The 23,450-nt window shown below is 58.0% G+C and carries 24 protein-coding genes; 8 read left to right on the top strand and 16 right to left on the bottom strand.

Translation table 11 applies throughout. The annotated features are described in order from the left end of the window. Nucleotides 1-13 precede the first annotated feature (13 nt). The 3 genes from EH164_RS04490 (at nucleotide 14) to EH164_RS04480 (ending at nucleotide 4,367) form a co-directional block, all read left to right on the top strand. Nucleotides 14-1,438: a 6-phospho-beta-glucosidase gene (locus EH164_RS04490; RefSeq protein WP_124967442.1), complete on the top strand. Its 1,425-nt coding sequence runs from the start codon at nucleotides 14-16 to the stop codon at nucleotides 1,436-1,438. A gap of 136 nt (nucleotides 1,439-1,574) precedes the next feature. After that, nucleotides 1,575-2,468 carry an SDR family oxidoreductase gene (locus EH164_RS04485; RefSeq protein WP_124967441.1) on the top strand — a complete coding sequence of 298 codons (894 nt, stop codon included), beginning with the start codon at nucleotides 1,575-1,577 and terminating at the stop codon, nucleotides 2,466-2,468. Between the two features lie 84 nt (nucleotides 2,469-2,552). Beyond that, nucleotides 2,553-4,367 (top strand): glycoside hydrolase family 15 protein, encoded by a 1,815-nt coding sequence (locus EH164_RS04480; RefSeq protein ID WP_124967440.1) that lies wholly within the window; start codon nucleotides 2,553-2,555, stop codon nucleotides 4,365-4,367. Between the two features lie 19 nt (nucleotides 4,368-4,386). On the opposite strand, the gene EH164_RS04475 is transcribed toward EH164_RS04480, so the two are convergent. Further along, on the bottom strand, nucleotides 4,387-5,448 hold the full coding sequence (locus EH164_RS04475; RefSeq protein ID WP_124967439.1) for a bifunctional transcriptional activator/DNA repair enzyme AdaA: 1,062 nt from the start codon (nucleotides 5,446-5,448) through the stop codon (nucleotides 4,387-4,389). Then, complete coding sequence (locus tag EH164_RS04470) at nucleotides 5,435-6,199, bottom strand: isocitrate lyase/phosphoenolpyruvate mutase family protein (RefSeq protein ID WP_124967438.1); 765 nt, start codon at nucleotides 6,197-6,199, stop codon at nucleotides 5,435-5,437. Before EH164_RS04470 ends, EH164_RS04475 begins: the two co-directional genes overlap by 14 nt. A 335-nt stretch (nucleotides 6,200-6,534) precedes the next feature. Between EH164_RS04470 and EH164_RS04465 the strand changes: the two genes are divergently transcribed. Both EH164_RS04465 and EH164_RS04460 read left to right on the top strand, forming a co-directional pair. Beyond that, nucleotides 6,535-7,062 carry a type IV secretion protein Rhs gene (locus EH164_RS04465; RefSeq protein WP_124967437.1) on the top strand — a complete coding sequence of 176 codons (528 nt, stop codon included), beginning with the start codon at nucleotides 6,535-6,537 and terminating at the stop codon, nucleotides 7,060-7,062. Nucleotides 7,063-7,068: 6 nt separating this feature from the next. Then, nucleotides 7,069-7,476, top strand: coding sequence for a putative T6SS immunity periplasmic lipoprotein (locus EH164_RS04460; protein WP_124967436.1), 408 nt, complete (start codon nucleotides 7,069-7,071; stop codon nucleotides 7,474-7,476). A gap of 36 nt (nucleotides 7,477-7,512) precedes the next feature. On the opposite strand, the gene EH164_RS04455 is transcribed toward EH164_RS04460, so the two are convergent. From EH164_RS04455 to EH164_RS04435, 5 genes are all read right to left on the bottom strand, one after another. Then, nucleotides 7,513-8,046 carry a type IV pilus biogenesis/stability protein PilW gene (locus EH164_RS04455; protein WP_124967435.1) on the bottom strand — a complete coding sequence of 178 codons (534 nt, stop codon included), beginning with the start codon at nucleotides 8,044-8,046 and terminating at the stop codon, nucleotides 7,513-7,515. A gap of 310 nt (nucleotides 8,047-8,356) precedes the next feature. Next, the gene (locus EH164_RS04450; protein ID WP_124967434.1) at nucleotides 8,357-8,656 is read right to left on the bottom strand and encodes a helix-turn-helix domain-containing protein; all 300 of its coding nucleotides are present in this window, start codon (nucleotides 8,654-8,656) and stop codon (nucleotides 8,357-8,359) included. Nucleotides 8,657-8,710: 54 nt separating this feature from the next. Then, a complete protein-coding gene (locus tag EH164_RS04445; protein WP_206430690.1) occupies nucleotides 8,711-9,406 on the bottom strand; it encodes a helix-turn-helix transcriptional regulator in 696 nt (231 codons plus the stop codon). Beyond that, on the bottom strand, nucleotides 9,403-9,795 hold the full coding sequence (locus tag EH164_RS04440) for an amino acid-binding protein (RefSeq protein ID WP_124967433.1): 393 nt from the start codon (nucleotides 9,793-9,795) through the stop codon (nucleotides 9,403-9,405). The genes EH164_RS04445 and EH164_RS04440 overlap by 4 nt, the downstream gene beginning before the upstream one ends. A gap of 1 nt (nucleotide 9,796) precedes the next feature. Beyond that, complete coding sequence (locus EH164_RS04435) at nucleotides 9,797-10,111, bottom strand: antibiotic biosynthesis monooxygenase (protein WP_124967432.1); 315 nt, start codon at nucleotides 10,109-10,111, stop codon at nucleotides 9,797-9,799. Nucleotides 10,112-10,330: 219 nt separating this feature from the next. Between EH164_RS04435 and EH164_RS04430 the strand changes: the two genes are divergently transcribed. Both EH164_RS04430 and EH164_RS04425 read left to right on the top strand, forming a co-directional pair. Then, nucleotides 10,331-12,190 carry a beta-glucoside-specific PTS transporter subunit IIABC gene (locus tag EH164_RS04430; protein WP_124967431.1) on the top strand — a complete coding sequence of 620 codons (1,860 nt, stop codon included), beginning with the start codon at nucleotides 10,331-10,333 and terminating at the stop codon, nucleotides 12,188-12,190. A gap of 30 nt (nucleotides 12,191-12,220) precedes the next feature. Further along, nucleotides 12,221-13,216: a LacI family DNA-binding transcriptional regulator gene (locus EH164_RS04425; RefSeq protein ID WP_124967430.1), complete on the top strand. Its 996-nt coding sequence runs from the start codon at nucleotides 12,221-12,223 to the stop codon at nucleotides 13,214-13,216. A gap of 956 nt (nucleotides 13,217-14,172) precedes the next feature. On the opposite strand, the gene EH164_RS04415 is transcribed toward EH164_RS04425, so the two are convergent. After that, nucleotides 14,173-15,033, bottom strand: coding sequence for an aldo/keto reductase family oxidoreductase (locus EH164_RS04415; RefSeq protein WP_124967428.1), 861 nt, complete (start codon nucleotides 15,031-15,033; stop codon nucleotides 14,173-14,175). Nucleotides 15,034-15,200: 167 nt separating this feature from the next. Here EH164_RS04415 and EH164_RS04410 point away from each other — a divergent pair, with 167 nt between their 5' ends. Next, nucleotides 15,201-16,154: a diguanylate cyclase gene (locus EH164_RS04410; RefSeq protein WP_124967427.1), complete on the top strand. Its 954-nt coding sequence runs from the start codon at nucleotides 15,201-15,203 to the stop codon at nucleotides 16,152-16,154. On the opposite strand, the gene hycI is transcribed toward EH164_RS04410, so the two are convergent. Genes hycI through EH164_RS04370 form a run of 8 tightly spaced genes read right to left on the bottom strand, consistent with a single transcriptional unit; the run spans nucleotide 16,151 to nucleotide 23,403 of the window. Next, nucleotides 16,151-16,606: a hydrogenase maturation peptidase HycI gene (gene hycI, locus EH164_RS04405; RefSeq protein WP_124967426.1), complete on the bottom strand. Its 456-nt coding sequence runs from the start codon at nucleotides 16,604-16,606 to the stop codon at nucleotides 16,151-16,153. The genes EH164_RS04410 and hycI overlap by 4 nt on opposite strands. Continuing rightward, nucleotides 16,599-17,009, bottom strand: coding sequence for a formate hydrogenlyase maturation HycH family protein (locus EH164_RS04400; protein ID WP_054804325.1), 411 nt, complete (start codon nucleotides 17,007-17,009; stop codon nucleotides 16,599-16,601). The genes hycI and EH164_RS04400 overlap by 8 nt, the downstream gene beginning before the upstream one ends. Then, nucleotides 17,009-17,773, bottom strand: a complete 765-nt coding sequence (locus EH164_RS04395; RefSeq protein ID WP_124967425.1) for an NADH-quinone oxidoreductase subunit B family protein — start codon at nucleotides 17,771-17,773, stop codon at nucleotides 17,009-17,011. Before EH164_RS04395 ends, EH164_RS04400 begins: the two co-directional genes overlap by 1 nt. Next, nucleotides 17,773-18,315 carry a formate hydrogenlyase complex iron-sulfur subunit gene (locus tag EH164_RS04390; protein WP_124967424.1) on the bottom strand — a complete coding sequence of 181 codons (543 nt, stop codon included), beginning with the start codon at nucleotides 18,313-18,315 and terminating at the stop codon, nucleotides 17,773-17,775. The genes EH164_RS04395 and EH164_RS04390 overlap by 1 nt, the downstream gene beginning before the upstream one ends. 17 nt (nucleotides 18,316-18,332) lie before the next feature. Beyond that, the gene (gene hycE / locus EH164_RS04385) at nucleotides 18,333-20,042 is read right to left on the bottom strand and encodes a formate hydrogenlyase subunit HycE (RefSeq protein ID WP_023480644.1); all 1,710 of its coding nucleotides are present in this window, start codon (nucleotides 20,040-20,042) and stop codon (nucleotides 18,333-18,335) included. A 12-nt stretch (nucleotides 20,043-20,054) separates the two neighbouring features. Further along, nucleotides 20,055-20,981, bottom strand: a complete 927-nt coding sequence (locus EH164_RS04380; protein ID WP_124967423.1) for a respiratory chain complex I subunit 1 family protein — start codon at nucleotides 20,979-20,981, stop codon at nucleotides 20,055-20,057. A 2-nt stretch (nucleotides 20,982-20,983) separates the two neighbouring features. Next, nucleotides 20,984-22,798, bottom strand: coding sequence for a formate hydrogenlyase subunit 3 (gene hycC, locus EH164_RS04375; protein ID WP_124967422.1), 1,815 nt, complete (start codon nucleotides 22,796-22,798; stop codon nucleotides 20,984-20,986). Next, the gene (locus EH164_RS04370) at nucleotides 22,795-23,403 is read right to left on the bottom strand and encodes a 4Fe-4S dicluster domain-containing protein (RefSeq protein ID WP_124967421.1); all 609 of its coding nucleotides are present in this window, start codon (nucleotides 23,401-23,403) and stop codon (nucleotides 22,795-22,797) included. The genes hycC and EH164_RS04370 overlap by 4 nt, the downstream gene beginning before the upstream one ends. Between the last annotated feature and the right edge of the window lie 47 nt (nucleotides 23,404-23,450).

Below are 23,450 nucleotides of genomic sequence, written 5' to 3'. Positions count from 1 at the left end.
AGCGAGGTAACGCATGGCTGTTTTTCCGCAAGGATTTTTATGGGGCGGCGCACTGGCCGCCAACCAGTCGGAAGGGGGATATCTGGAGGGCGGCAAAGGGCTGACCACCGTCGATATGATCCCGCACGGCGCGAACCGCCTGGCGGTGAAACTGGGGCAGGAGAAGCGTTTTGCCCTGCGCGACGATGAGTACTATCCCAGCCATGAGGCGATCGATTTTTACCATCGCTACAAAGAGGATATCGCTCTGATGGCGGAGATGGGCTTTACGGTGTTCCGCACCTCGATTGCCTGGAGCCGTCTCTACCCGAAAGGCGACGAATTAACGCCGAATGAAGAGGGGATCGCCTTCTATCGCGCGGTGTTTGAAGAGTGCAAAAAGTACAATATCGAACCGCTGGTGACGCTGTGTCACTTCGATGTGCCGATGCACCTGGTGACGGAGTATGGCTCCTGGCGCAACCGCAAAATGGTGGAGTTTTTCACCCGCTATGCGCGCACCTGTTTTGAAGCCTTCGACGGGCTGGTGAAGTACTGGCTCACCTTCAACGAAATCAACATTATGCTGCACAGCCCCTTCTCCGGTGCCGGGCTGGTGTTCGAAGAGGGTGAAAACCAGGATCAGGTGAAGTACCAGGCCGCGCACCATGAGCTGATTGCCAGCGCGCTGGCGACCAAAATCGCCCATGAGGTGAACCCGCAAAACCAGGTGGGCTGCATGCTGGCGGGCGGTAACTTCTACCCCTACTCCTGCAAACCGGCCGATGTCTGGACGGCGCTGGAGAAGGATCGCGAAAACCTCTTCTTTATCGATGTGCAGGCGCGCGGCAGCTACCCGGCCTACTCCGCCCGCGTATTCCGCGAGAAAGGGGTGCAGATTGTTAAAGAAGCAGGCGATGACGAGATCCTGAAAAACACCGTCGATTTTGTCTCCTTCAGCTACTACGCTTCGCGCTGCGCCTCGGCGGAGATGAACGCGGCCAACACCAGCGCGGCGAATATCGTCAAATCCCTGCGCAACCCGCATGTTGAGGTGAGCGAATGGGGCTGGGGCATCGATCCCCTTGGCCTGCGCATCACCATGAACATGATGTATGACCGCTATCAGAAGCCGCTCTTTTTAGTGGAGAACGGATTAGGGGCGAAAGATGAGGTCGATGCCAACGGCGAGATCCATGACGATTACCGCATCAGCTACCTGCGCGAGCATATCCGCGCGATGGGCGAGGCGATTGAAGATGGCATTCCGGTGATGGGTTACACCAGTTGGGGCTGCATCGATCTGGTGGCGGCCTCCACCGGCGAGATGAGCAAACGCTACGGCTTTGTCTATGTCGACCGCGACGACCAGGGCAACGGCACACTGGCGCGCAGCCGCAAGAAATCCTTCTGGTGGTATAAGAAGGTGATCGCCAGCAACGGCGCGGATCTCGACTGATCCTGACGGCAGCGAAAACACCGCTTTTCGCTGCCGTTTTATTTCACCTATTCCTGGTTTTCCTGCCCGTAACGTGACAATGCTCACATCTATGCCAGGCTTAAACACGTGTCTACATAACGTTTAAGGAGCAAGCATGGCAGAGCAAAACACTAAACGACCTTTAGCGCCGCACTACCCGACCCCTCCTTTTGCCGAGCAACCGCAAACGCCGCCTGGCCTTGCCAGCAAGATGATCCCGGTGCCGGATCATGGCGAAACCAGCTATCGCGGTTCTGGCCGTTTGACCGGACGTAAAGCGCTGATCACCGGGGGTGACTCTGGTATTGGTCGCGCTGTCGCCATCGCTTATGCCCGTGAAGGGGCCGACGTGGCGATTAACTATCTGCCGGAAGAGGAGTCCGATGCGGCAGAAGTGATCAAACTGATTGAAGCAGAAGGCCGCAAAGCGATTGCCATTCCGGGCGATATCCGCTCTGAAGCCTTCTGCCAGCAGCTGGTAGAGGATGCCGTTAAAGGCCTTGGCGGGCTGGATATTCTGGTGAACAACGCCGGTCGCCAGCAGTTCAACGAATCGATCCTCACCCTGTCGACGGAAGATTTCGACGCCACCTTTAAGACCAACGTCTATGCGATGTTCTGGATCACCAAAGCGGCGGTGAAACACCTGCCGGAAGGGGCGAGCATCATCAACACTTCTTCGGTACAGGCCTATCAGCCAAGCCCGATCCTGCTTGATTACGCCCAGACCAAAGCCTCGATTGTCGCCTTTACCAAATCCCTGGCGCAGCAGCTGGGCGAGAAAGGGATTCGCGTCAATGCCGTCGCACCGGGTCCTTACTGGACACCGCTGCAATCAAGTGGCGGTCAGCCGCAGGAGAAAGTGCAGCAGTTTGGTGCCAGCGCACCGCTGAAACGCCCGGGTCAGCCGGTTGAGATTGCGCCGCTGTACGTCACGATGGCGTCGCCGGAAAGCAGCTATAGCTCAGGCCAGGTATGGTGCTCCGACGGGGGTACCGGTACGTTGTAAGGATTGCCACAATCCTGCATCTCGTGGTCGCCGCCCGGCGGCCACGTCCGCTTCTCCCCTCCTCTCAACAGGACATAACAGACCGTGAAGAACGCGCAATACACCTCTCCCGTGCGGGAAAATGGCTTTGTCGAGGCGGGCGATTATGCGGCTATCGGCGAAGGCCGCTCCGTGGCGCTGATTGCGCCGGATGGCTCGATTGACTGGTGGTGCGCGCCCAATCTCGATTCGGCCCCGCTGTTTGACCGCTTGCTCGACCCCGATATCGGCGGATTTTTTCAGCTTGAGCCGGATGCGCCCTACAGCGTGACGCGGCGCTATCGCGATGACAGCAACGTGCTGGAAACCACCTTCACCACCGACAGCGGTAAAGTGCTAATCACCGAATCGATTAACAGCACGCTGGCGGGCCGCCTGCCGTGGAGCGAACTGGCGCGGCGCGTTGAAGGCCTTGAGGGAGAGGTGAAAATGAAGCTCTCCCTGCGCTTTGGCACGCGGGCGGAAACCTGCTCGCCGTGGCTTAATGAGACCGCTCACGGCAACGTCTACCATATTGCCGATCTGATGGCGATGCTGCGCACCAGTGAGGATGTGGCGATCGTCGATGTTGATGATGAGCAGATCCACGGCACCTTTACCACATCGCCCGAGAGCCGCACGCTGGTGGCGCTGCTGGTGACGGAGAAGGAGCCGCTGGCGGTGCCGGATCTCGCAACGATTGATGAGCGGATCGAGACCAGCCACACCGCATGGGTCGACTGGTCAAAAAGCCTCAGCTACCGCGGGGCGTATGAGGATCATGTCGGGCGCTCGGCGCTGGCGCTGAAGTTTCTCTGGTACTCGCCGACCGGTGCCCTTGCCGCAGCGGCAACGACGTCGATCCCGGAAGGGGTCGGCAAAGAGAAAAATTATGACTATCGCTATGCCTGGGTGCGCGATGCCTGCCTGATTATCAAAGCCTTCGCCTTTCTCGGCGCGCTGGAGGAGTGCAAAGCCGCCTTCTCCTGGTTATCAAAAACGATTATTCGCCACGGTGTGCGCCTCCACGCTTGCTATACGCTCGAGGGCGAAGCGGTGCCCGCCGAGACCTATCCGCCGCTGCGTGGCTATAAAGATTCGCGCCCGGTGCGCGTCGGCAATAACGCCCGCGATCAGCTCCAGCTGAGTATGTATGGCGACATGCTGGCGACGGCGCAGCTGTTTGTTAACGCCGGGCATGTGCTGGATCTGCGTACGTCACGTTTACTGGGCGAACTGGCGAACTGCTGCGCCGATCACTGGCGGCAAAAGGATTGCGGCATCTGGGAACTGCCCGAGCACCAGCACTATACCCACTCCAAAATGGCCTGCTGGCTGGCGCTCGACCGCGCGGTGGAGATGGCGCGCGAGAAGCATATTGAGCCGACCTGGGTGGGGCGCTGGGAGCGCGAGCGCGACCGCATTCGCGACTGGGTTGAGGAGCACTGCTGGTCCGAGAGCAAGCAGGCCTACCTCTTTTACCCGCAAAGCGAGGATCGCCTCGACGCGTCGCTGGCGCTGGTGCACCGCTATGGCAACAGCGTTAATCCGCAGCGCATGTTATCCACCTACCGCGCCATCCGCGAAGAGTTGGGCGACGGCTGCGCCATGACCTACCGCTACAGCGGCGTGCAGGAGGAGGAGAACACCTTCGTGGCCTGTTCGTTCTGGCTGGCGGAAGCCTGGGCGGCAATGGGCGAGATCGAGTGCGCGAAAACCGCGATGGAGGAGATCCTCGAGTGCATCTGCGATAAAGGCAACGTCGAAACCTTTAACGAGATGTTCGACGTGCGCACCGGAAAATGGAGCGGCAACCTGCCACAGGGGTTGAGCCATCTGGCGCTGATCTGCGCCGCGCAGGCAATAACGGAGCATTCGTGAGAGGTTGATGCGGTTTGCGCTATCCGGCCAGGCTAAGCGCATGGCGCGCCTCATGCTCAATTAACCACTTTTTGCGGGCAATGCCGCCGCCATAGCCGGTCATGGTGCCATTTTTACCGATAATACGGTGGCATGGGATCACGATTGCCACCCGGTTGGCACCATTCGCCGCAGCGACCGCCCTCACCGCCAGCGGTTTAGCGATACGCTCCGCAAGGCATTGATAGTGCGTCGTTTGACCATACGGCACATCCTGCAAACCTTGCCAGACGAGGCGCTGAAAGGCGCTGCCCGGCAGATCTAATGCCATATCAAAATGGCGGCGATGACCCGCAAAATAGTCGCTTATCTCCTTTTCGGCCTGCCGCGTATGCTCATTCTCTCCGGCGAGAATGCGGGCGTTAAGCAACCGTTGCAGATCGCTGAACTCGGTTTCAAGCATACGTCTGTCGACAAACTCAAGCAGGCAAACCCCGCGCGCGGTAGCGCAGACAAACATTGGGCCCAGCGGCGTCGTGAAGCGGTGGATGATGATGGTCTGCCGCCCTTTGCTCGGCGCGGCACCGGTGAGTTTTTTATAGGTGTAACCGAACCCGCTCAGTGATTCATACCCACTGTCGAAAGCCACATCGGTGGCGCTGCGACCACCTTTAAGCTCCTGCAACGCAACGTTAACGCGCATCATCCGCTGAAAGGCCTGAAACGTCATGCCGTGGTGTTGTAAAAACCAGCGCCTGACACGCTCCGGGCTGATATTACGCTCACGCAGTTGCGTATCACTGATGCGGGATTTCAGGTTATTACGCACCAGCGTAACCGCCTGCTGAATAAAGTCTGGCGCAGAGCAGGCATTTTCTGTTGGTCGGCACACTTTGCACGGCCGGAAACCCGCATCCAGAGCCGATTTCATATCGCTATAAAACTCAACATTTTCCCGTTTCGGCTTACGCGCCCGGCAGACAGAGATGCAGAACACACCGGTGGTTTTCACACCGACGAAGAACACGCCCGTGTACTCCGAGGCGCGGTCGAGCAGCGCCTGATACCAGTTCGCGCATTGAACAGGATCACTGATTTTCATCGCAGAAAATCTCCTCAAAAACCTGCTTCCGCTGAATGCCTGAGAGTAACGTTTTTAGCCGGGTCTGTATCGCTTGATGCAGGAAATTTCCTGTTGATATCCGCCGTACTCCCCAGCGTGAGAGTTCAGTAATATCAGCCAGCCCTGGTACGGCCATCACATTGAGCGGCAGCGCAACCTGTCCGGCAATAGTGATGATATCCGTGTCCTGTTTTACCCCCGGCACAAACAACCCATTGCCACCGTGGCCTGCATAGAGTTCGCCGCGCCGCAGCGTTTCCTGCAGGGCATCATCTACCCCAAGCAGAAAGGTATCGGTACGGATATTGAAAAAGAAACCCGCGGGCAGCAGGCTGACGAGGGTTTGCAACTGACGCGCGAAAAGTAGGGGATCAACCAAAGATCGTATACCGTTGACCACCTGGCTATCTTCCAGATTGATACCGACCACGCCCAGTGCGATTAACTGCTGGATATTTTGCGCAATCTCTTCGGCAGAGCGGCCATAACCCGCTTCCAGATCGACGCTTAATGGTAAGTCGCTTACAGCGCGAATGCGCTCGACTATAAAGAGCAGGTGTGCGAAGGGCATTGCTTCGCCATCGGCATAGCCGAACTGTACGGCGATAGCGGCGCTTGAAGTGCCTAATGCCGCATAGCCCGCCTGCTCCGCCGTCTGGGCACTGCTCGCATCCCAGACGTTAGCTAACAGTAAAGGGTAAGGTTGTTGATGAAGGTCGTTGAACGTCATGGTCGTCTCCGGTGATGTTGTTGAGCCGAGTCTGACGTTTAGAGCCATAGACGCACAACCGAAAATCGGACGACCATTTTTACCCTGAGCGGGCGCGGTTTCTTGCCGGATGGCGGCTGCGCCTTATCCGGCCTACGAAGACGACGGGCGGCGTTCGGGGGCTGTTAAAGATGTTGGTGTTTTCGGGAAGAAGGTGACGGTGCGTGATTCTGTAAAGGCAGGAGCTTTTTTAATTTTGCGACTTTTTCATCGAATACTTTGAGATTTTGACTCTGACTATACCCGCATAAAAAATGCGATTATTTCAGCAATTTGTAACAACCGAGAGTATAAAGATGGAAACCAGGGAAGGCTTTGAAAGAGCGTTAACATGTGGGGAAGTTGTGCTGGCACGCTCTATATATGGCAATTCAATTTCTTATAACGACGTAAAAGTACATTGTGACAGTTACTTTCCATTCGGATTACAAGATCCTGCTTATGCAATGGCCCCCAATGGAGAGCTGTGGTTTCGAAAAGAGAGTTATTTATCCGACTTCTCGCGAGGAAATGATGAATCTCAGCATACTTTCATACATGAAATGGCTCATGTCTGGCAGCACCAGAAAGGTATGTGGGTAAGGTTGAGCGGCCTTTTTAGCGGAGTTGCTGATTACACGTACCGCCTTGATGGTAAGAGGTTGCTCCATCACTACACGATGGAACAGCAAGCATCCATCATTGCTGATTATTGGTTGCTTCGAAAACTAGGGTATTCCAGATGGATTAAAAACGTACGCCTTATCAATTTCAGGGGTGTAACAAATAAGACTGTCCTGCCAGAATACGAATATGTTCTTTCACACTTTTTAAACCAAAGGTAATAGCCGATGAAAAAAATGGTGTTAGTAAGCCTGTTAGTATTATCGCTTGCAGCCTGCCATCAGAATCCACAGCCTCCGCAGCTACGGGCTAAGGCTGTTACCGTCGCGAATAATGTTTGTGTTCTTGTTCAACCCGAAGGCGATGAAAAAGTGGCGATTGTCAAAATCTCAGAAGTCGGGAATCCGCAAAATGCGCTTGAAAAATATGATATCAACGATATAGCGGCAACCTCTGACAGTTGCATGCCGACTTATGGCTATAAGTTTGAAAAAGGGCACTCCTATAACTTCACCGTCTACCTCGACTCAGACGAAAAAAGAGAGAAATCGATAATCCCCTCTTCACGCATATTCTCTGTAGGCTTTGCCGTTCGGGATAATAACGGTAATACAGAAATATTTAGCGATAACTAATTTTTGAGCCCAGTGACTGGGCTCATATTTATTCTCTTACGGGTAAATCACCATCAGTACACTGCGTTTATCCTGCGAGAAGATATTGAAATCATCACTTAGCGCCGGATTTTTTGTTAACAAACGCTGCTTAACCGTCGGAAATTTATCGTTGTTGGTAAAAAACAGCGCCATCAGATAATCCATATTTTCAATATGATTACTTTCCGATTCGCTGATTACACGTTGATAGCACGCATCATCTTTTTTACCCAGACGCTCTTTGAGCATGCACTCTTGCAGCAATAATGATGGATTAGCGTTAGCTCTGTTAACAGGCTCAAGGTAAGTGAGCGATTTCTGATAGTCGCCTCTGGAAGAAAGCAGGCTGGTATAACTGCGAATAACATTCACATTTTCAGGATTTTTGCGCGCGAGCTTGTCGAAATCCTCTAACACGGCAGTTTTATCCGCATCCTCTGCCAGCGTGTACTTTTTCACCAGTTCAGAGGCTTGCTGTTTGGGCTCCGCTATCGCGGGTGCGCTGAGAAAAAGGATTACGAGTAATGTTGTCACACCACTGATACGCATTGAGCTCTCCTTGCTTTAAAACGAGACATAACCTTACAGCACATCGCTTTTCACAACAAAGAGATAGATATGCCTTATCCGGCCTACAGACGATTTGGGTTGCGTAGGCCTGATAAGCGCAGCGCCATCAGGCAGTAAACGGCTGCAATGCCGGATGGCGGCTGACGCCTTATCCGGCCTACAAAGGTCACGACTTTGGGCGCGAATGGTGGCGATCGAGACCGTTAAAGCTGGGGCCAGCACAGGGGTTGGTGGCTGGATATGTTGCAACCATCCACCGGAAAGCCATACGCGGTATAGCGCGGCAGCCTCAAATCTGAAAAGCCACCCGTTTACCGGTGGGCAACGTAATATCAATGGTTAACTCGCCGCCCAGCGCCGCAACATAGCGTTTAAGGGTTGAGAGACGCGGATCGTTGCCCGGCTGCTCTATTTTGGCAAGCGTTGGCTGCTTCACCCCCATCAGACTGGCAAGCTCCGTCTGGGAAATGTTCAACTCTTCACGAAGCTGGCTTAACACAATGCTGCGTCGTAACTCATCAACCCGCTCTTCAATGCGCGCCAGACTTTCAGGACTTCGTTTCGCTAATAGTTCGTCTAAGGTTGCCATAATAACTCCTTATTTCGCATATGCTTGCTGAACTCTGCGTCGGCAATTTTCTTCTCATCCTTGCACACCAAACACCCTAAACAGTGCGCTTCTTCCCTCTTCGGTAATCGTCACTTCGCGGTAGCCCGGCGTGCGCTGCAGCCAGCCGCGTTGTTCGAAGACGATAAGCAGCGCAGCACCGGCATCGCCGCCGAGATGAAAGCGGCGCTCGCTCCAGTCGAGGCAGGCGCTGCAAGGTTTACGCCGGGTGTGCGGGTCGAGCGCTACGCCGAGTTTCGCAAGCTCACGCCTGCCGGTTTCGGTGACCGCATCGCCCGCGTCGGTGATCCACCCATCTCGCTGCATCACGCTGTAAATGCCAACGGCGATCTCACCGGCAAGGTGATCGTAACAGGTACGCGCCCGGCGAAGCGCTTGCGGCGTGCGGGTGACGGGCACTTTGGCACCGCGCATCGAGACACCCATCATATTCTCCAGCAGCCCGGCGACATCGCTGCCCGCCAGCCGGTAGTAGCGATGCCGACCCTGCGAGACGCAGACCAGCAGCCCGCTGTTTAGCAGTTTGGTTAAGTGCGCGCTGGCTGTCGAGGCGGCGATATCGACCACCGCGCAGAGTTCCGTTGCGGTCCACGCCCGCCCATCCATCAGCGCGCAGAGCATCCGCGCACGCGACGGTTCCGCCATGGCGCTGGCGATAGCGGCAAGGGCGCTCTCCAGCGCAGGCGGTGAATTGTCGGCAGGTAAACTCATACTTTCGATACGTCCCAATGTTGTGTCACCTCTTGCGCCAGTGGATCATTATCGGTGAGCAGGATCAAGCGATTATCGTGATCGCTGTACTGCACCTCAATGTTGATCCCGGCTTTTGCCAGCGCGCGCGCAATTGCACCCAACTCGCCCGGCCTCTCCTGCTTAAGCTTGCGGATAAGCGGCTTTCTCACACTTTGCAGCGTAAAGCCTGCGGCTTTCAGCACCTGCCCTGCGCGCTCCCCCTCTTCCACCAGAAAATGAGCATGGCACTGCGCGTTCACGGTAAACACCCCGCCGCCTTCAAGACCGACGCCATTGCGCCCCAGCGTTTCGCCAAGCGCCGCCAGCGCACCGGGCGCGTTATCCAGCACAACGTGAAGATCGTACATATCAGGCTCTCCTGTCAGTCGAGGTGTAGTCGCGAAGCACCTGCGCGACGCGAATGCGGTAGAACGAAAAGATCGTGCGCTGCCCTTCTGCCTGCGCGGCCTGGTGCAGGACGTTTTGCTTCCAGGCGATCACCGCTGCCTCATCGCGCCACCAGGAGAGGGACAAAATCTTCCCCTCCGTGCTCAGGCTCTGAAAGCGCTCAATGGTGATAAAGCCGTCAATCTCCGCCAGTTGCGGCTTCAACTCTGCGGCAAGCTGCAGATAGCGCGGCTGCTCGCCAGGCGCAATATCGGCTTCAAATAACACTGCGATCATAGGTCACTCCCTCCACTGTTCCGTCTCGCCAGTGTTATGCAGCGCGCGACGCGATGCTTCGCCCGGCAACGAAATGTCGCCGTACCCCCTCTTTTTTAGGAGTGATTCAGTTCGCACTTTTCCATGAAACCGGTTGCGGCAGAGCGTCACCAGGCTAGCATGAAACCGGTTTCACCCAGTTACACCTACTCAGTTTCCGATAATAAAAGGTAAATAAAAATGGCCGTTATCAGGGATTACAATAAGTTAGCGAGCGATATCCTGCGGGAGGTCGGCGGTGAAGAGAACATCAGCAACTTCTCCCGCTGCGCCACACGACTGCGCCTTGTCCTCAATGAAACGCCCGCCACGGCAAAAAATAACGTGCAGAGTTTGCCCGGCGTGATTGCGGTCGTTGAGAGCGGCGGTCAGTTCCAGGTGGTGATTGGTACCCACGTCGCCGATGTTTTTAACGCCCTGAGCGGCATGGTAAAAGAGCGCGGGGATGACGCGCCGCCACCCAAAACGCGCTGGCTCGATGCGGTGATCGCCACCATGTCGGCGGTATTTGCCCCGATCGTCTATATTCTTGCCGCCGCCGGGATTTTGCAGGGTTTGTTGATCCTGCTCGGCCTTGCGGATGCGGATATCAAATCCACCGGCACCTTTGCGGTGCTCAACTTTATGTCCTGGACGCCGTTTGCCTTCCTGCCGGTGTTTATTGCCATCACCGCTGCACGCCACTTTAAGTGCAACCCGTTTATCGCCGTGCTCTGCTGCTGTGCGCTGATCAACCCCGAGTGGACGGCGCTGGCGGGCAAAATCGCCGCCGGGAACGAAGTGAAGTTCCTCTTCTTCCCGCTGGCGGAAACAGTTTATACCTCGTCGGTGCTGCCGCCGCTGTTCCTCGTCTGGGCGCTGTCGTGGTTTGAGCGCCGGGTGGAAAAATGGCTGCCGGAGGTGATAAGCCCGCTCTTTACGCCGCTGATCTGCTTTGTGGTGATTGTGCCGCTGACGCTGATTGTGATTGGGCCGCTGACCAGCTGGGCGGCGATTGGCGTGGCAAATGGCTACAACGCCCTGTTCCATGCCGCTCCGGCGCTGGCGGCCGCGATTATTGGCGGCGTCTGGCAGGTGATTGTGATTTTTGGCGTTCACTGGGGTATTACGCCGGTGATCATGGCCAACTTCGACACCCAGGGGTATGACTCCTTCCAGGCCTACCAGACTATTGCGGTGATTGGTCAGATGGCGGCGGTCTTTGGCGTGTTTATCAAAAGCCGTAACAAACAGCTGAAAGCCACCTCGCTGTCGGCGGGCGTGACCGCCATTTTTGGTATTACCGAACCGGCGATTTACGGCGTCACGCTGCGCTTTAAAAAGCCCTTTATCTGCGGTTGTATTGGCGGTGCCATCGGCGCAGTTGTCGCCAGCCTGTTTGGCAGCCTCTATTATGCTTATGCCGCGCTGCCGGGCCTCTTTACGCTGGTGAACGCCATCAGCCCCGATGCGCCAATGTCCTTTATTGGCGAACTGGCCGGTGCTGGGACGGCGATTGTGCTGACCGTGGTGATGGTGCAGTTTGTTGGCTTTGACGATCCGGTTGAAGAGACGCCCGCAGAGCAGAAACCAGCGACGGTTACCGTTGGCACACTGCAAATGCTCAGCCCCATCAAAGGCGAAGTGATTGCGCTGGAGAGCGTGAAAGATGAAGCGTTTGCCGGCAAAGTGCTGGGCGATGGCATCGCGATTGTCCCCGCCGAGGGAAAAGTGGTTGCGCCGTGCGATGCGCAGGTCGCGACATTAATTGACTCCCATCACGCTATCGGCCTGATCTGTGACAATGGCGCAGAATTACTGATCCATGTTGGCCTGAATACCGTTAATTTACAGGGGCAATACTTTACGCCGCTGGTGAAAGAGGGCGACCGGGTCACCGCAGGTACGCCTCTGCTGGCATTCGATAAGGCGAAAATTGAGCAGGCCGGGTATGATTTAACAACGCCGGTGCTGGTGGTGAACAGCGATGAGTTCACGCTTACTCACCATCAGTCACAAGGTGCCGTCACGGCGGGAGCGCCGCTGATGTCGCTGGCCTGACAAGAGAGATAACACGAGCGAGGATGAAGAATGGTAACGATACTGGATGTCGCACGGCTGGCAGGCGTCTCCAAAGCGACGGTATCGCGCGCGCTAAACGGCAAAGTCTTTGTCCGCGAAGAGGTTAAAGCCCGCATTATGCAGGCGATCGACGAAACGGGTTACAAGCCTAACCAACTGGCGCGCAACCTTGCCAATAACAAAACCAACTCCGTCGGTCTGGTGATCACTAACGGGCTCTATAACGGCCCGTTCTTCTCCAGCATGATTTACCACGCGGCGACAGACAGCGAAATGCATGGTCGTCAGCTAGTGCTGGCGGATGGAAAACACAGCGCGCAAGAGGAGCGCGACGCTATCGACCTGCTGCTGTCGCTGCGCTGTGAAGCGATCCTTATCTACCCGAAATACCTGACGGTCAACGAGCTGGACAAGATTATTGATACCAGCGAGACGCCGATTGTGGTGATTAACCGCGAGCTGACCCGCAACCGCAGCCAGTGCGTATTTGTTGACCACCGGCAGAGCAGTGAAAGGATGGTGGCCTATCTGCTGGCGCAGGGGCATACGCGTATTGCCTTCGTCGCCGGTTCCGAGGGTTCGCCCACCGGCGACAGCCGCCTGGCGGGGTATCACCAGGCGCTGCGCAACGCCGGAATCGAGCCGGACCCGCAGCTGCTGGTGCGCGGAAGCTGGAGCACCGACAGCGGTTATGAGGCCGGGCGCGAGTTGCTGGCGCGCAATGTGCCGTTCAGCTGCGTGCTGGCGGGGAATGACGATATGGCGATTGGCGTGGCAAAAGCGTGTCAGGAAGCCGGGCTGCGCCTGCCGCAGGATGTTTCCCTTGCCGGGTTCGATGATTCGGTAATTGGCAAATATTACAATCCGGCGCTCACCACCCTGCATGTGCCGATGGATGAGATGATCCGCCACGCGGTGGCGATCCTCTTGTTGCCGGACGAGACACCGCCGCGCGCCCATCAGGGCGAGTTGGTGTGCCGCGAGTCGGTGGTTAAGGTTGGGTAATGCCTGATTTTGTAGGCCGGATAAGGCAAAGCCGCCATCCGGCAATACCGCCGATTAATGCCTGATGGCGCTACGCTTATCAGGCCTACGCAGACCGAACCGGTTGATAGCTTTGTAGGCCGGATAAGGCGGGAGCCGCCATCCGGCAATGCCGCCGACTAATGCCTGATGGCGCTACGCTTATCAGGCCTACGCAAGCCGAATCGTTTGAAAGCTTTGTAGGCCGGATAAGGCAAAGCCGCCATCCGGCAATGCAGCAGATTAACGCCTGATGGCGCTGCGCTTATCAGGCCTACGCAGACCGAACCGGTTGATAGCTTTGTAGGCCGGATAAGGCGGGAGCCGCCATCCGGCAATGCAGCAGATTAACGCCTGATGGCGCTACGCTTATCAGGCCTACGTAAACCGAACCGGTTGATAGCTTTGTAGGCCGGATAAGGCGAGAGCCGCCATCCGGCAATACCGCCGATTAATGCCTGATGGCGCTGCGCTTATCAGGCCTACGCAAGCCGAATCGTTTGAAAGCTTTGTAGGCCGGATAAGGCGGGAGCCGCCATCCGGCAATACCACCGATTAATGCCTGATGGCGCTGCGCTTATCAGGCCTACGCTGACCGAATCGTTTGAAAGCTTTGTAGGCCGGATAAGGCGAGAGCCGCCATCCGGCAATACCACAGATTAATGCCTGATGGCGCTACGCTTATCAGGCCTACGCAGACCGAACCGGTTGATAGCTTTGTAGGCCGGATAAGGCGGGAGCCGCCATCCGGCAATACCACAGATTAACGCCTGATGGCGCTGCGCTTATCAGGTCTACGCAGACCGAATCGTTTGATAGCTTTGTAGGCCGGATAAAGCGGGAGCCGCCATCCGGCAATACCGCCGATTAATGCCTGATGGCGCTACGCTTATCAGGCCTACAAATACTTATCACGCCGGCAAATACCGAATCGTTTGCTACGCGCCGATGCTGTTTAATGTTTCCAGCGCCTCGCGCGGCAATACCAGCCTGGCGCTGGCGAGGTTCTCCTGCAGATGCTGCGGAGAGGAGGTGCCAGGGATCAGCAAAATATTGGGTGAACGCTGTAACAACCACGCCAGCGCCACCTGCATTGGCGTGGCATCAAGCTCCGCCGCTACCGCATTCAGCTCGCTCGATTGCAGCGGTGAAAAACCACCAAGCGGGAAGAACGGCACAAAGGCGATGCCCTGCTCATTCAGACTATCAATCAGCACGTCATCCTGGCGGTTCGCCACGTTATAGAGATTCTGCACGCAGACGATGGGCGTCATCTTCTGCGCGTCCGCCACCTGCTTCGCCGTCACGTTGCTGAGGCCAATATGGCGAATCAAGCCGCGATCTTTCAGCTTAATTAAGGTCTCCAGCGGCGCCTCCAGCGACCCTTCCGCCGGGCCGTGGGCACTGAACATCGCGCGCAGGTTCACCACATCCAGCACATCAAGCCCGAGATTGCGCAGGTTGTCTTCCACCGCGCGGGTCAGCTCTTCATCACTAAAAGCGGGCAGCCAGTTGGCCTTCTCATCGCGGCGCGCGCCGACTTTGGTGACAATCGTCAGGTTATCCGGGTAGGGATGCAGCGCCTGCTTAATCAATTTATTGGTGACGTGCGGGCCGTAAAAATCACTGGTATCAATATGATTCACCCCGGCGGCCACCGCATCGCGCAGTACCTGCAACGCGCGCGCTTCGTCGGCCGGCGGGCCAAACACGCCAGGGCCTGCGAGCTGCATTGCACCATAACCCAGACGACCCACTTCGTTGTCGCCCAGACGATAAGTCAGCGAAAGTTCAGACATAGCATTGCTCCTGTGTGTTAAGTCAGTCGATTGTAGGCGGCGCGTCTGAAGGCGGCAATGCACCTTTTGTGCGAAGGGTAGAAGCCATCCTCAAGCCACGGATATATAACGCAATCGTTACAAGAAATGTCTACACTTTAGAAAACGGGCCCTATCGAGGATGTCATATGATTTTTCCAGCTATGCCAGTCAACGAAAAAGAGCGTCTGCACTCTTTATACATGATGGATTTGCTTGATAAAAAAGATGACGAACGCTTCGACCGCTTAACCCGCATGGCGAAAACTACCTTCGATGTGCCGATTGCGGTGATTAGCCTGCTCGATCGCGATCGCCAGTGGCTGCTCTCTCGCGGCGGCATCGATACCCATGAAACCCCGCGTAACCTCTCTTTCTGCGCCCATGCCATTCTCGAAGAGGGCGTCTTTATTGTGAAAGACACCCAGATGGATACGCGCTTTGCCGATAACCCCTTTGTCACCGGCGAGCCGTGGGTGCGTTTCTACGCCGGTTGCCCGGTACGTCTGCCGGATGGCGCCATTGCCGGTACCATCTGCATCATTGATACCTACCCGCGCCCCTTCTCCAGCGCGGAGATCAACACCCTGCTCGATTTCGCCGCCATCGTCGAAGATGAGTTTTTAATCCTCAGTATGGCGATGACCGATGCCCTGACCGGCATGCCGAACAGCCGCGGCTTTTACCGCTCCGGCGAGAAGCGCTTCGCCTTGTCGAAAGAGCACAGCACCCCCTTCAGCCTGCTCTATTTCAGCATCGACAACCTGAAGTCGATCAATGAAGTGCTGGGCAGTAAAGAGGGGGATGCGGTGGTGAAAACCTTCGCCAGCACGCTGACGAAATGCCTGCAGGAGCAGGATATCGCCGCGCGCATGGGCGGCGGGGAGTTTGCCGTGCTGCTCAGCAACAGCGCCGAGCACGATGTCGATGCCTTCCTGTTTGACCTGCAAACGCGAATGGACGCGCTGGAGGTGAGCGGCTGCAAAAACTACCACATCAACTACTCTCACGGCGTGATTGAGCAGGATGAGAAGTACACCACCCTGCGCGACATGCTGGAGGAGAGCGGCAAAGTGATGTACGCAGAGAAACGTCGCCGTTAAAGGGTGGCGAAGCCGCCCTGCCCTTGCCAGCCCTCAAGCCGCTGATAGATCGTCTCTACCGCCGCCTTCACCGGCGGCGTCATCGGGTAGTAAAAGCCGACGATATCAGGCTGAATGCCAAGAAAAATCACCTCGCCAATATCCTCTTTCAGCTGATCGATCAGGTAGTTGAGCGGCATATTGTGGGTGGTCATCATAAACATCTCGGCGATGTCGTCCGGGTTAACCACGCGGATCTCGCCGGGGTTAAGCCCCATATCGGTAGCGTCGACCAGCAGCAACCGCGCCGGGCGCAAATCACGGATCGCGGCAACATCATTCTCCGGCGCGCTACCGCCATCAATTACCCGCCACTCTCCGGCAGGTTTCGCGGCGCACATCTCCGCCAGCAGCGGGCCTGCGCCATCATCGCCCATCATGCTGTTGCCGACACAGAGTAAAACGTCAGTCACGTAACCTCCTGACCATCAGATAGATGGCGCTCTCCTGGTAAATATCATGCAGCATCGACAGTAACTCGCGGCTCCACGCCTGCTGCGTTTCACTTTGCTGCGCCAGCGCGCGGTCAAACGCGTTCGCCAGCAGCATCACATGCGTACTGTCGATGACGATTTCGCCATAGCGCGGCACCCCTTCCATTTTCCGCCGCGCCTCGCTGCCCGCTTCGAGGGTGGCAATCCACGCCAGATAGTCGTCCCACGAGCAGGTGAGCGCCGCCTCCAGACAGTCGATCACCCCAAGATGGTGGCCAATAGCCAGACTGTAGTAGACCACCTGCTGCGCCTGCGGCGGCGTCGCCTCGTTTTCATCGATAAATTTGCGCCGCAGCTGGCTAAAAACCACCGTTTCCCCCATCAGATTTTCGCCTCCTGCACCACCTGGTTAAGGTGGCTGACAATCTCCGTCAGGCGCGGATCGTTCTCCTGCGCCAGCCAGTTCATCACTTCATGTTCGCCGAGGGTGCGCAGGCGCAGGTAGTCATCGGCAATCTGGCGGCCATAGCGGTAACCCGCCAGCCGACGCGCGGTGCGATCCACTTTGACCCGCAGTGGCTGCACCATCTCGGGGTGGAGGATCTCTGCCGGTTGATCGTCCTGCTCGCCGGGCAGACGAGCGTGAATCTTCTGCTCCAGCAGCCCGAGCGCCATCGCAAAGCCATACAGCGTGGCGGCAGGCGTCGGCGGGCAGCCGGGAATATAGACATCGACCGGCACGATCTTGTCCGTTCCGCCCCAGACGCAGTAGAGATCGTGGAAGATCCCGCCGCTATTGCCGCAAGCACCGTAGGAGATGCAGATCTTCGGATCCGGTGCCGATTGCCAGGCGCGTAACGCCGGGGAGCGCATCGCGCGGGTGACCGCACCGGTAAAGAGCAAAATATCGGCGTGACGTGGCGACGGCACTACCTTGATACCGAAGCGTTCGGCATCGAACAGCGGCGAAAGGGTGGCGAAAATCTCAATCTCACAACCGTTGCAGCCGCCGCAATCCACGCGGTAGACGTAGGCTGAGCGTTTGATCTTCTTCAGCAGCGAGGCTTTCATGCTGGCGATGGACTCCTCCACCGTCATCGGCAGCGGAATGCCCTCTGCGTCGCGCGGTCCAATAAGCTGGCTCATTAGCTGGCCTCTTTCATATGGCGGGTCAATTCAATCCGGTCGGTTGGCACCAGACACTGCTGGCGTTTACAGGCCGGGCAGGTTTCAAAGCTGGCGCGGTGCGCTTCAGCGCGGGTGTCGCCGTTATGCGCCAGCAGCGCGATGGCGTAATCGATCTCTTTTTGTACGGCAAAGGGACGCGCGCATTCGCGGCACTGGCACAGCTCAAAGCGCGACTGTTGCAGAAAGTCAGCCTTGTTCCACACCGCCAGCTCATACTCCTGCGACAGGGTAATCGCCGCCGTCGGGCAGACCTCTTCGCAGCGGGCGCAGAAGATGCAGCGCCCAAGATTAAACTGCCAGGCCTGCTCGCCGGTGGCGAGATCGGTCTCTACCGTCAGGGCATTAGAGGGGCACGCATTGACGCACGCCGCGCAGCCGATGCACTGCTGCGGGTTGTGCTGCGGCTTGCCGCGAAAATTTTTATCAACCGGCATCGGCGACAGCGGATAACTGCTTATCGGCGCGCCGGTTTTGATCACTTTTTTGATAAAGGTAAACATGGCTTGCAACGCTCCTTCTATTTCAGCGGCGAGTGCTTACGCTCAATGCTGTAGCGCTCCAGCTCTTTGTAGGGCACCACCTGGCTCTTTTTCTTGCGAACATCCACCACCGTCATGCGGTCGGTGCAGGAGTAACAAGGATCGAGGCTACCGATAATCAGCGGCGCGTCAGAGACGGTATTGCCGCGCAGCATATAGCGCAGGGTCGGCCAGTTGGCGTAGGTCGCCGCGCGGCAGCGCCAGCGGTAGAGTTTCTGGTTGTCGCCGGTCATGCTCCAGTGGATATCATCCCCGCGCGGCGCTTCGGAAAAGCCAAGAGCAAAGCGGTGCGGAATATAGGTAAAGCCCTCGACCATCAGCGGGCCGCCGGGCAGGTTATCGAGCCCGAAATCAATCATGTTCAGGGCGGTAAAAACTTCGTTGATGCGCACTTTCAGGCGCGAAATGACATCGCAGCCCTGCTCGGTATGAACGGTCATTGGCAGCAGGCCGTAACCGACAAACGGGTGATCGGCGCGGGTGTCGCGAGCGTGGCCGCTGGCGCGCACCATCGGGCCAACATTACTGAAGTCGCGGGCGATTTGCGGATCAAGGCGGCCAATGCCGACCGTGCGCTGCTCAATGTTCGGCGTGCTTAACAGCATATCGACCAGCTCCTGCACATCGCGGCGCATCTGCTGCGCCAGCTGGCGGGTCTGGATCATCTCATCCTTCAGCATGTCGCGGCGGATGCCGCCAATCAGGTTCAGGCCGTAGGTTTTACGCGCCCCGGTGAGAATTTCCGCCATCTTCATTGAGGTTTCACGCACGCGGAAGAACTGCATAAAGCCGGAGTCAAAGCCGACAAAGTGGCAGGCCAGGCCGAGGTTGAGCAGGTTGGAGTGCAGGCGCTCGACCTCAAGCAAAATGGCGCGGATCATCTGCGCACGCTCCGGCACCACAATGCCCATCGCGTTCTCCACCGAGGTGGTGTAGGCGGTGCTGTGGGCGAAGCCGCAGATGCCGCAGACGCGATCCGACAGGAAGGTCACCTCGTTGTAACCCATGCGGGTCTCCGCCAGTTTTTCCATGCCGCGGTGGACATAAAACATGCGGTAATCGGCGTCGATAATGTTCTCACCATCGACGAACAGGCGGAAATGGCCCGGTTCGTCTGAGGTGACGTGCAGCGGGCCAATCGGCACCACATTGTTCTTCTTATCGCCCAGTTCGTTGATGAACTCGTAGGTTTCCGCATCGGTGGTTGGCGCGGGGCGCTGGCGGTAATCCATGCTGTCTTTACGCAGCGGATAGAGTTCATCCGGCCAGTCGTCGGGCAGCACCAGACGGCGCTCATCGGGCAGGCCTACCGGGATTAGGCCATACATATCGCGCACTTCGCGCTCGCCCCATACTGCCGCCGGCACGCGCGGCGTGACGGAGGGGTACTCCGGTTTCAGGGCATCCACTTCGACGCGCACGGTGATCCAGCACTTGACGCCCTGCTCCATCGACAGCACGTAGTAAACGGCGAAGTGGCCGTTGAGCTTGCGCTCATCGTTGCCAAACAGCACCGACAGCCAGCCGCCCTGCTGGTAGTAGAGGAACTCGACCACTTCCGGCAGATAGTTGATTTTGATGGTCAGGGTCAGCTGATCCTTCGTCTGCCATGCGCTGTCCAGCACCACGCCGGGGAACTTCTCATGCAGCGCGGCAAGGTAGTGTTGGCCGATCTTTTCTTCAGACATAGATGAACTCTCTTAATAGGTCGCCAGCAAGGAGACAAAGGCCAGGAAGGCGACGCCGAAACCGGCCCAGGTGACGCGCGAGGCGGCAACAAAACGCAGGCGCGCCATGCTGTTTTCAAACAGGGCGATGACCAGCACGCCGAGCAGCAGTTTCAGCAGCGCGACAACCAGCGCCAGCAGCAGACCGCCAATGCTGAAGGCGGTCATCTGCCCCCAGGGTAAAAAGACGCCGACAAACAGTTGCAGCACCACCAGCTGTTTCAGGCTGATGCCCCACTTGAGGATGGCGAAGCCGCTACCGCTGTACTCAGAGAGCGGCCCCTCCTGCAACTCCTGCTCCGCTTCCGCCAGATCGAACGGCAGCTTGCCCATCTCAATAAAGGTGGCGAAAGCGCAGGCGCAGAGCGCAAGAAAGAGCGGCAGGCTGGCGTGCAGCGGCCAGTGATAAACGGTGTCAGTAATGTGGGTGATATGGGTTGATCCGGCGACCAGCGCCGCGACCCACAAGCCCAACAGCAGGATCGGCTCCACCAGCACGCCGAGCATCGCTTCGCGGCTGGCACCCAGCCCGGTGAAGGGGCTACCGGTATCCAGCCCGGCGATAGCGAAGAAGAAGCGGGCAATGGCGAAGAGGTAGATAAGGGTGATCAGATCGCCGAGCAGCGGCAGCGGTGAGGCCACCGTTACCACCGGCAGCGCGGTGGCAATCGTCAGCATTACGCCAACCATCACCAGCGGCGTCAGGCGAAAGACCCAGCCGGAAGCCGCCGGGGCGACGCTCTGCCGCCCAAGCAGTTTGAAGAGATCGCGATACTCCTGCAGCACTCCCGGCCCGCGCCGGTTATGCAGACGCGCACGCGCCACGCGGCTGATGCCGGAAAGCAGCGGCGCAAGTGCGAACAGCACCAGCGCCTGTACAACAGCAAACAGAAAACTCATCTTCAGGCTCCTCGGGAAATCACCACAACTACCAGCACCGCCAGCTCAATCAGCGCCAGGCGACGAAACAGCAGCGGCGCGGCGTCGCCCCGCCAGACGGGCAGCGACAGCGTTGGCTCCAGCCATTTGCGCAGCGCGAGTATCGGCGCGAAGGCCGCTTTAACCGGCATCGCAAAACCGTGGGCGGTGATGACCATCGACGCTTCATGGTCGTACCCACACACCCACGCCGCCCCCCTGCTGCGCGACGGCAGACGGTCGCCCTTCAGCAGCAGTAAGAGCACCAGCGGCAGCAGCGTCGCGGCAATCAGCAGCAGGGCAATCATCGGTTGCGATACCACGGTGTTTGCCGTTTCAAGCGGCAGCGGCACGGCACTGAACAGGCGCGGCAGCAGCCACGGCGCGGCAATACCGCCAATCACACAGCAGATTGCCAACGCCGCTACGCTTACACTCATCAGCCACGGCAACGGGCGCGGATTTTCTGCCTGCGCGCTGCGCGGTGCGCCAAGGAAGGTGACGCCATAGACTTTCGCCATGCACATCACCGCCAGCGCGCCGGTGATCGCCAGCCCAACCGCCAGCAGCGGCCCCATCACTTGCAGGAGAAAATTGCCGCTGGCGCTTAAGCGGAAGAAGGCCTGGTAGATCACCCACTCACCGGCGAAACCGTTGAGCGGCGGCAGCGCTGCCATCGCCATCAGGCCGACCAGCATCGCCAGCGAGATAAGCGGCATGCGTTTACCGAGGCCGCCCAGTTTTTCGATATCGCGAAAACCGGTAGCAAACCAGAGCGCGCCCGCGCCGAGAAAGAGCGTGCTTTTAAACAGGCTGTGGTTGAAAAGATGATAGAGACCGCCGACCAGCCCGAGCGCCACCAGCGCAGGCTGGCGCAGCGCAAGCCCGGTGATGCCCGCGCCAAGGCCGAGCAGGATAATGCCGATGTTCTCCAGCGTGTGGTAAGCCAGCAGCCGCTGAATGTTGTGCTCCATCAGCGCATACAGCCCGCCGACAAACGCGGTCAGCAGACCAAATGCCAGCAGCAGCACGCCCCACCACAGCGGCGGTTGCCCGCCAAGTAAAGAGAGTGTCAGGATGCCGAACAGCCCGACTTTCATCACCACGGCGGAGAAGAGCGCCGCCGCCGGAGCCGGGGCGTTGGCATGGGCCTGCGGCACCCAGGCGTGCAGCGGGATAATCCCCGCCAGCAGGCCAAAACCGATCACGCCGAGCAGCCAGGTGCCGCCGCTCAGCGGGTGCAGGCTCAACACGCTGAAATCGAGGGTCTGGTAGCGCTGCCACAGCAGCCAGCAGAGCAGCGCCAGCAACAGCGTGCCGAGACGCCCGAGGGCGAACCAGAGTTTGCCGGAGGCGCTGCACCCGGTGAGGAACACCGCGCAGAGCGCCATGATCTCCGCCATCACCACCAGCGCGCCGAAGTTAGCTGCGCTCACCGCGCAGATCGCCGCCGCCAGCAGGAGGTTAATCAAAAGCCCATTGGCTTTTACCGCCTGATGGCGGTGCCACGCCAGGTTATAGAGGCTGATAAAGAAGCCGCAGACGCCAAGCGTCAGCAGCCAGACGGCGCTCAGCGGCGTGAGCAACAGATGAAGGTTGATGAGCGGTACAATACCGCTCACGGTTTGCCCATCGAGCAGTGCGCCAGCACCGGCCGCCGTCGCCAGCAGGCAGCCAGCCGCACCGCCAAGACCGGCGAAGAAGCCGCTCACTGCTTTGAACGCACTCAGCAGGCCCGCCAGCAGTGCCGCACAGCTCAGTGTGACGACCGCGCCGCTCAGCAAAGAGAAAAGCGTCATTTTGCACTCCCGTTATTCTGCGCAAACTGCGCCAGATCGCCGTAATCGCTATTAAGAGTCTGCTCGCGTTTGCGGCGGCTGGCGCGATTGATGTCGTGCGGGCTGACCAGGTGCAGCGCCTTGGTCGGGCACATGCGCACGCAGGCCGGGCCGTCGGCGTCGAAGTAGCAGAGGTCGCACTTCACGGCGATAGCGCGCACGCCCGGCACCCAGTCGAGCAGCGAGCTCACTTTCGCAGGCATCGGCGGCGCGGCGGGCGCTTTTGGCGTGTTGACGTTGGCCGGAATATCCAGCGGACGGCTGCCGGAAAACTCAATAGCGCCGAACGGACAGGCAATCGCGCAGAGCTTGCAGCTAACGCAGAGGCTCTCATTGAGCTGCACCGCGCCATCCACGCGGTTGATGGCGTTCACCGGGCAGACCCCGGCGCAGGGCGCATCTTCACAGTGGTGGCACTGCTGCGGCGCGGATTCATGTTGGCTGCGCATGACGCGCAGGCGCGGCATCGCCTGCAAACCATACGCGCGGTGCGTCTCGGCGCAGGCCGCCTCGCAGGTGTGGCAGCCAATACAGAGCGCCGGGTCGGCAATTACAAAACGGTTCACCAGTCGATCCTCAGGTGAGTCGCCCGCTTAGGGGCAGTCATTTTTGA

It is taken from the genome of Kosakonia sp. CCTCC M2018092 (assembly GCF_003864115.1).
Taxonomy (GTDB): Bacteria; Pseudomonadota; Gammaproteobacteria; order Enterobacterales; family Enterobacteriaceae; genus Kosakonia; species Kosakonia cowanii.
This window is presented reverse-complemented; position numbering and strand designations above follow the sequence as displayed.